The sequence below is a fragment of the [Clostridium] fimetarium genome (assembly GCF_900111235.1).
Classification (GTDB): domain Bacteria; phylum Bacillota; class Clostridia; order Lachnospirales; family Lachnospiraceae; genus Clostridium_N; species Clostridium_N fimetarium.
Window position 1 is genome coordinate 1 of record NZ_FOJI01000034.1, and the last position, 6975, is coordinate 6975.

8 protein-coding genes are annotated in these 6975 nt (G+C 33.1%); 4 read left to right on the forward strand and 4 right to left on the reverse strand.

The genetic code is table 11. The features are described from left to right. Positions 1-267: 267 nt before the first annotated feature. The 4 genes from BMY18_RS20460 (at position 268) to BMY18_RS20475 (ending at position 4287) form a co-directional block, all read left to right on the forward strand. Positions 268-1476: a CapA family protein gene (locus BMY18_RS20460; RefSeq protein WP_092458414.1), complete on the forward strand. Its 1209-nt coding sequence runs from the start codon at positions 268-270 to the stop codon at positions 1474-1476. A 153-nt stretch (positions 1477-1629) separates the two neighbouring features. After that, positions 1630-2403, forward strand: a complete 774-nt coding sequence (locus tag BMY18_RS20465) for a polysaccharide deacetylase family protein (RefSeq protein ID WP_408645497.1) — start codon at positions 1630-1632, stop codon at positions 2401-2403. A gap of 233 nt (positions 2404-2636) precedes the next feature. Continuing rightward, positions 2637-3137, forward strand: a complete 501-nt coding sequence (locus BMY18_RS20470; RefSeq protein ID WP_092458420.1) for an RNA polymerase sigma factor — start codon at positions 2637-2639, stop codon at positions 3135-3137. After that, positions 3121-4287 (forward strand): anti-sigma-I factor RsgI family protein, encoded by a 1167-nt coding sequence (locus BMY18_RS20475; RefSeq protein WP_092458424.1) that lies wholly within the window; start codon positions 3121-3123, stop codon positions 4285-4287. Before BMY18_RS20470 ends, BMY18_RS20475 begins: the two co-directional genes overlap by 17 nt. A 74-nt stretch (positions 4288-4361) precedes the next feature. Here BMY18_RS20475 and BMY18_RS20480 read toward each other — a convergent pair whose 3' ends face one another. The 4 genes from BMY18_RS20480 to BMY18_RS20495 all read right to left on the reverse strand — a co-directional run bounded on the left by BMY18_RS20480 (position 4362) and on the right by BMY18_RS20495 (position 6911). Further along, positions 4362-5240, reverse strand: coding sequence for an aldose 1-epimerase family protein (locus BMY18_RS20480; RefSeq protein WP_092458429.1), 879 nt, complete (start codon positions 5238-5240; stop codon positions 4362-4364). Positions 5241-5278: 38 nt separating this feature from the next. Beyond that, positions 5279-5464, reverse strand: coding sequence for a hypothetical protein (locus BMY18_RS20485; protein WP_092458434.1), 186 nt, complete (start codon positions 5462-5464; stop codon positions 5279-5281). A gap of 165 nt (positions 5465-5629) precedes the next feature. After that, positions 5630-6343 (reverse strand): ABC transporter ATP-binding protein, encoded by a 714-nt coding sequence (locus BMY18_RS20490; protein ID WP_092458438.1) that lies wholly within the window; start codon positions 6341-6343, stop codon positions 5630-5632. 13 nt (positions 6344-6356) lie between these two features. Then, entirely contained in the window at positions 6357-6911 is a 555-nt protein-coding gene (locus BMY18_RS20495; protein WP_092458442.1) for an FtsX-like permease family protein, read from the reverse strand. Between the last annotated feature and the right edge of the window lie 64 nt (positions 6912-6975).

A 6975-nucleotide genomic window follows, 5' to 3' on the forward strand; every position in this document is an offset into this window, starting at 1 on the left:
TGAACAATGTAAGACTAACGTCCACACCGCTATTTGTAAAAATAAATTCCACTAGTGATGGTATAGGGGATGGAATTTAAAATTTCAATTCACGATATTTACTTTATAAATTAACCTAAAACATAAAATACTTGAATATAATTCTAACATGAGTTAAAATTTATATAATTGCGAAATAATATTTTTATAGATGTAATAAAATAGCTTCTTATATTGAAGCTTCTTATTTAATAGCAAATAAACCATAATAATTTAACAGGAGAAAAAATGAAAAGAAAACTACTTAGTCTGATACTTGTTTTAATAATGCTGACTTCCACCGTATTGTTTGTAGGTTGCGGTCCTAAATCAACCGAAACATCTGGTCAGAATGTAAATACTGAAACTTTAACTTCAGCATTGGAGGCAACTACTGAAGCTGAAAAAACGACTGCTGCGCCAAAATTCACTGAAATCAATCTTATGATGATAGGCGATATGCTGATTCATGAAGGCGTCTATAAAAGTGGGCTTCAAGCTGATGGGTCATACAATTTCGACCATTTATTCAAAAATGTACTAGGTGATGTAGCTGCTGCCGATATTTCGATTGTTAACCAAGAGACTATTCTTGGTGGAGTAGAATTAGGATTGAGTGGTTATCCTTGCTTTAATAGCCCTTATGAATTAGGCGATTCAATTGCGAACGCTGGATTTAACGTAGTATTACAGGCAACGAATCATACAATAGACAAAGGTCTTACCGGCGTTGAGAACTGTCTTAATTTCTGGGCAACGAAACATCCTCTGATTACAGTTCTTGGAATTAATGAAACACAAGAACATTATAACGATATCTATGTTTACCAAAAAAACGGATTTAAAATTGCTATTCTTAATTATACATATGGAACGAATGGAATTGCTCTGCCTTCATCAAAACCTTATATTGTTAATATGTTAGACAAAGACAAAATCACTGCCGATGTAACGAAAGCAAAAACAATGGCTGATCTTGTTGTAGTATGTCCACATTGGGGCACCGAATATGTATACACTCCTAGTTCCGACCAAAAATATTGGACACAGTTATTTTTAAGTCTTGGAGTTGACCTTGTACTGGGTTCTCATCCGCACGTAATTGAACCCGTAGAAACGCTAGAACGTTCAGATGGTCACAAAATGCTTGTATATTATTCACTAGGCAATTTTGTATCTAACCAAGATGCTTCCCCTCGAATGCTTGGTGGAATGGCAAAAGTAACTTTTCGAAAAGATGATACTGGCTCTTACATAAAGGATTACAGCATAGAACCACTTGTTACACAAAAATTATTTGGTACTAGTCTTATTACGACCTACAAGTTAAATCAATATACAGATGCTCTTGCATCTCAAAATGCAATTAAACGAGATGCTGATGGTGCTGATTTCTCATTAGAATTTTGTAAGAATCTGTGTCGTCAAGTATTAGGACCACTATACAAAGAAAATTGATAGCTTTTAATTAACAGTGCAACATGTGAAAATCCCCTGTCTACTTGACTAGCGGTTTTTCGTATGTTGCACTGTTTTTTAGTTATATTTATAATCCCTGTTCGCATATATTGATAACAACCAATCTATTACATAGGTGCGCATATAGTGAAAATTATAAATGATATATTACGTAAAGATTCTGCAAAAACCTTCCTTCTCTTGTTCTGTTTTGCAATAATTTCTGTTGGCGTACATTTCTATAAACAAGATATTATTACAACCAGCAGTACCGTTGGCAAAAAAGAACTTCCAATCTATTGCGTAGACACAGACAAGAAACAGGTTGCACTTTCGTTTGATGCTGCGTGGGGGGATGAGGACACCATCCAAATACTCGACATTCTTGACAAATACAAAGTCAAAGCCACATTTTTTATGACCGGTGGCTGGGTTGAAGCATACCCTGACAAAGTCAAAGAAATTGCAGCACGTGGCCACGACCTCGGTAACCATAGCGAAAATCATAAACAGATGAGTAAATTAAGTGTAGCCGATCAAACTTCCGAAATTATGAAGGTTCACGAAAAGGTCAAAACACTTACTGGTGTTGAAATGACTCTCTTTCGCCCCCCATTTGGAGATTATAATAACAGCTTAGTCACTACTACCATGACTTGCAAATATTATCCGATACAATGGTCCGTTGATAGCCTCGACTGGAAAAATTACGGTGCCAGTTCTATTGTCAAAACAGTACTGAACCATAAAGCCCTTTGCAATGGTGCCATAATCCTTATGCACAACGGTGCAAAGTATACCAAGGATGCGTTGGAGCAAGTACTCGTAGGTTTACAAGAGCAGGGCTATGAAATAGTTCCAATATCGCAGCTAATTATAACGGAAAAATATCATATGGATACGGCAGGAAAACAGATAGCCGATTAGGGGCTACCAGTATTTTGTATATTGATTTTATATTATTTTTAACTTAAACTAAAAATATAGAGTTTCTATTTGTTCATTTTTCATTTTACTGAAATTTTAACAACATAGGGACTCTTTTTTGTCCAAAGAATTTACTTTTTCATTCAAGTTGCATTCAAGGAATAATAAATAAATTTAAATTTATGCAAGGATTCACATGTCTCACTCGTATTAATAGTACAAGGAGGAATATCATGCAATATACACCAGTAGAAATTAATAACAAAATCACATCTGCTCTTGATCAATATTCTGATATGGTGCGCCGAATATGCTTTTTATATTTAAAGAATTACGCCGATGTTGATGACGTATTTCAAGAAGTTTTTCTGGTATTATTAAAAAACGAAACAGCATTTGAAAGTACTGAGCATGAAAAAGCATGGCTTATAAAAGTAACTATTAATAAGTGCAAAGATTTACTCAAAAGCTACTGGCATAAAAATGTTGGATCATTGGAAAATAAAGAATTGTCGTTTGAATCCGAGATAGAAAATGAACTTATGCAGGTGGTTTTATCCATTCCCCAAAAATATAAAGATGTGATTTATCTATTTTACTACCAGGAATATAGTGTTCCTGAAATTGCCCGACTGTTAAAACAAAAAGAAAATACTATATATTCTCAATTAAACAGGGGAAGAAAACTTATCAAGGAAAAATTAGGAGGTACAGAATATGAATACAATTTTTAAATCTGCTTTAAATCAAATCAAAACTGAAGAGGTTTTAGTAAACAAAACCGAAATTTATTTAAAGGATACTTTATCAAATAATAAAAAACCGAAACTTGTTAACTTATTTAAGACGAAAGCAGCAAGTAGATTTTTCATAGCAGCCGCTAGCTTTTTAGTTATACTTGTTGGAGGTAGCAGCGCCGCTTATGCTTATTACCAGACTCCCGTTGCGTACTTAAGTCTAGATATTAATCCAAGTGTGGAATTGGGTGTAAATGCATTTGGTAAAGTAGTTAACGCAGAAGGTTACAATGAGGATGGACAAACAATACTGGCTGGCACAGATGTGACTGGATCTACAGTTGAAGATGCCGTTCAATGCTTGATTATGTCCGCTGATGATAAAGGCTACATAGCAAATGATGGCTCTACCGTTATTTCCCTTACTTCTGAGACAAATAATACAAATAAAGCAACAATTCTTCAAACCAAATCTGAATTAGGCGTTAACCATGCATTACAAGAAATCGAAAAACAAGCCATTGTTCAAAAAGATAATGTTGCATTAGAACGTAGAGATGAAGCGAAACAATTAGGTATCACTCCAGGAAAACTCAATCTAATTAATAAACTCCAAGCAGTCGACCCTACAGCTACCATTGATGATTACAAAGATGCAAGTGTAAAAGAAATCATGAAAAACATAAAATTTAACGAAAATAATAGTAAATCAAATTCAGATAATGATAATTTAGATAATGATAATTCAGATAATGATAATTTAAATAATGATAATTTAGATATATTAGATGATTTAGATAAATTAGATAAACTCGATGATTCAGATGATTCAAGAAAAGTTAATACAAAGGATACTACCGTAAATAATTCAACCACATCTGCTACAGAAGAAACAAAAAAAAGTAATGATTATAAATCAGATAATGCTAATGTAACTAAATCGCAGACTATCATTTCAGAAATAAGCACTAAAAATGCCACAGAAGATATAGATAATGATTCTGATCGTAACAAGAAACTCAATGTAGAAAGCCATTCAAATGCAAGTTCTGAAAGTAATACTAAAGTAGACTCGAAAAATAATTCTAATCCTATTAAAGTCAATACACCAGCTGCTACTACTAGTTCCGTAAACAAATCAAAATAACTAGTAACAACAATAATTGTCATTTATAAAAAAACAAGAGGACTTTTACAAATTCGTAAGAGTGCTCTTGTTTTTTATTGAAAAATCAATATATAATTCGCTTCAAATACCTTCTCGACATCTAATTCATTTCCCCATTCACGTGTTTCTAAATCACCATCAAAAGTAGTGCTATCAGATCTTCCATACCAAGGCTCTATACATACAAATGGAACATTGCTTTTAACTGGTGACCATACTCCAAATAACGGCGCATCAAATTTCACTGTTACAAATGGAATATTGTTTCCGTCAAGTAAAGAAACTTCCTTTGTTTGACTATTCTCTATTACTAGTGCATCCTTATCAAACATATCCGAAGTGATTTTTATGCATTTATTATTTAGCGGAATTGTATATTTATCATCTAAAAGCAATCCGTTTTCATTTAGTAATGAATATACAATTCTATCTTTATCCTGATCAAACTGCAAACTACAATTTGTCATATCTACGTCTGAACTTGGTGGTGCAAATGCTGGATGCGCGCCCAATGAAAAATACATTTTCTTTGTATCTTTATTCGTGACCTTCCACATTACCTCAACACTATTTCCTATGACTCTATATCCACATTCTAATTTAAATTTGAATGGGTATTTAGATAATGTATCTTCATCCGCCTCAATGTTGAACCAAATTTCATTCTCACTTTTCATGGTAAGTTTAAATTCTTTATCTCTAGCAAATCCATGCTGTGACATTGAATACTCTTTATCCTCATACTGAGACTTATCATTTTTATAACGGCCAACTAGCGGGAAAAGTACAGGGGAATGACGTTTCCAATACTTTGGATTCGCACACCATATATACTCTCTATTATCAAAATTATTTTTTACAGAAACAAGTTCTGCGCCTAGCGAGCTTATTGTTACAGTTATATTTTCTGTTGCAATCTTAAATAATGTCATATAAAATACCTATTCTTCTTAATATTTATAATACAATTTTACTTTTTCTTAAAGATACGATGTAAAAATGACTTCTTTTTCGGTTGCTCATTTGCAGAGCTATCAATAATTTTACCATATCTATCTACTGATAACATCTCATCTCTCATAGCCTTAGTAGCCACTTCATTCGTTTCTAAATCAATAAAACTTTGATTCTCGCCCCCATAATTAAATCCATCCATAATAAAACCCTCCATTTTTTCATGTGATATAATTTTATACTTGCAATTTAATTATATTCCCATTTTTTAAAATAGCAATTACAAAAAATTAAAAAGGTTTGGAAATTTTGTAACTTCAAAATTTCCAAACCTTTAATTATTGAATTAATTATTTGACGATATATTTTATACTACAGCCTGTACTTTGTTTTGTACGCCTTTGCCTGATGCATCTTTTTTCTTTGCTTTATTTTTGGACAAATCAATCAATTCATATACTACATCTGCTGACTCTGCCACAATTGGTGAATGTGTAACAAGTATAATACATTTTCCTTCATTTGCTAATTCATGGAAAATCGACATAATTTCTTGTTGCGTTTCACCGTCCAGATTTCCTGTAGGTTCATCTGCTAAAATAATCTCTGGATTATAAGACAAGGCTCTAGCGATTGCAACTCTTTGCTGTTGTCCACCTGACAGTTTTAGCACTCTACGTTTTGATTCATCTGCACTGAGTCCAACTTTAGCTAACAGTTGTGTTGCGAACTCTTTTTTATTTTTCTGCTTAATTCCAGATATATCCATTGAAAGGACTACATTTTCTACGGCTGTAAGATTTTGTAGTAAATTAAAGCTTTGAAATACAACGCCTACATATTGACTTCTATATTTATACTTATCTAAACTACTGATATCTTTTTCTTTAAATAAAATTTTTCCTTCAGACGGTGAAGCCAATCCTGAAAGTAACGATAACAAAGTAGTCTTTCCTGCACCTGATTTACCTATAACTGCATATATTTTGCCTTCATCAAATTCGTATGAAATTTGATCTAACACTTTCGTTTTTGCTGAATCATATTTATATGACAAATTCTCTAGTTTTAATAAACTCATTTCATTCTCCTTCCTAATCCCTATTCGTTAATATTTTAAGTGGTTCATATCGAAGTACAAATATTACTGCTGCACAGCTTGATATTAGTGTAAGTATTATTCCGATTCCCATTAGCTGCAAAATAACGGTAAAGTTAGTAGCTGAAGATACTTCGGAGATGTAGTTTGTTGTAGTGGCTACAATCGCACCTGGTGTTGCCATATTATCGTTGTTTTTGCTATTTGTAGTTGTACCGCTATTGGTGGTCGTTCCATTCGCATTTGGTCTTCCAAAGCTACTAGCCTGAGTTGTTGCTGCTGCCTCTACTGACGAAACTTGTGACTTCAGTAATGAATTTGTTATAGGCACAGATACTGCTGCTCCAACTCCAGCACCTATAATAATACAGGTAAAGGTTACCAAAAACAGTTCCGTTATAAATTGTAACGATACCTTTCCTTTTTTCATTCCGATTGCAGTTAATACACCAATCTCATATTTTCTTTCACGAATATTGAAAATATTTAAAACAACAAGGATAATACCTCCAATTAATAATAATAACTTCTCGGAATCTCCAGCCCTTATTCTATAAGGGTTTCAACTCCTATATTTTAAAAATCACCCACTTTTTTATCGAAAACGCTTGACA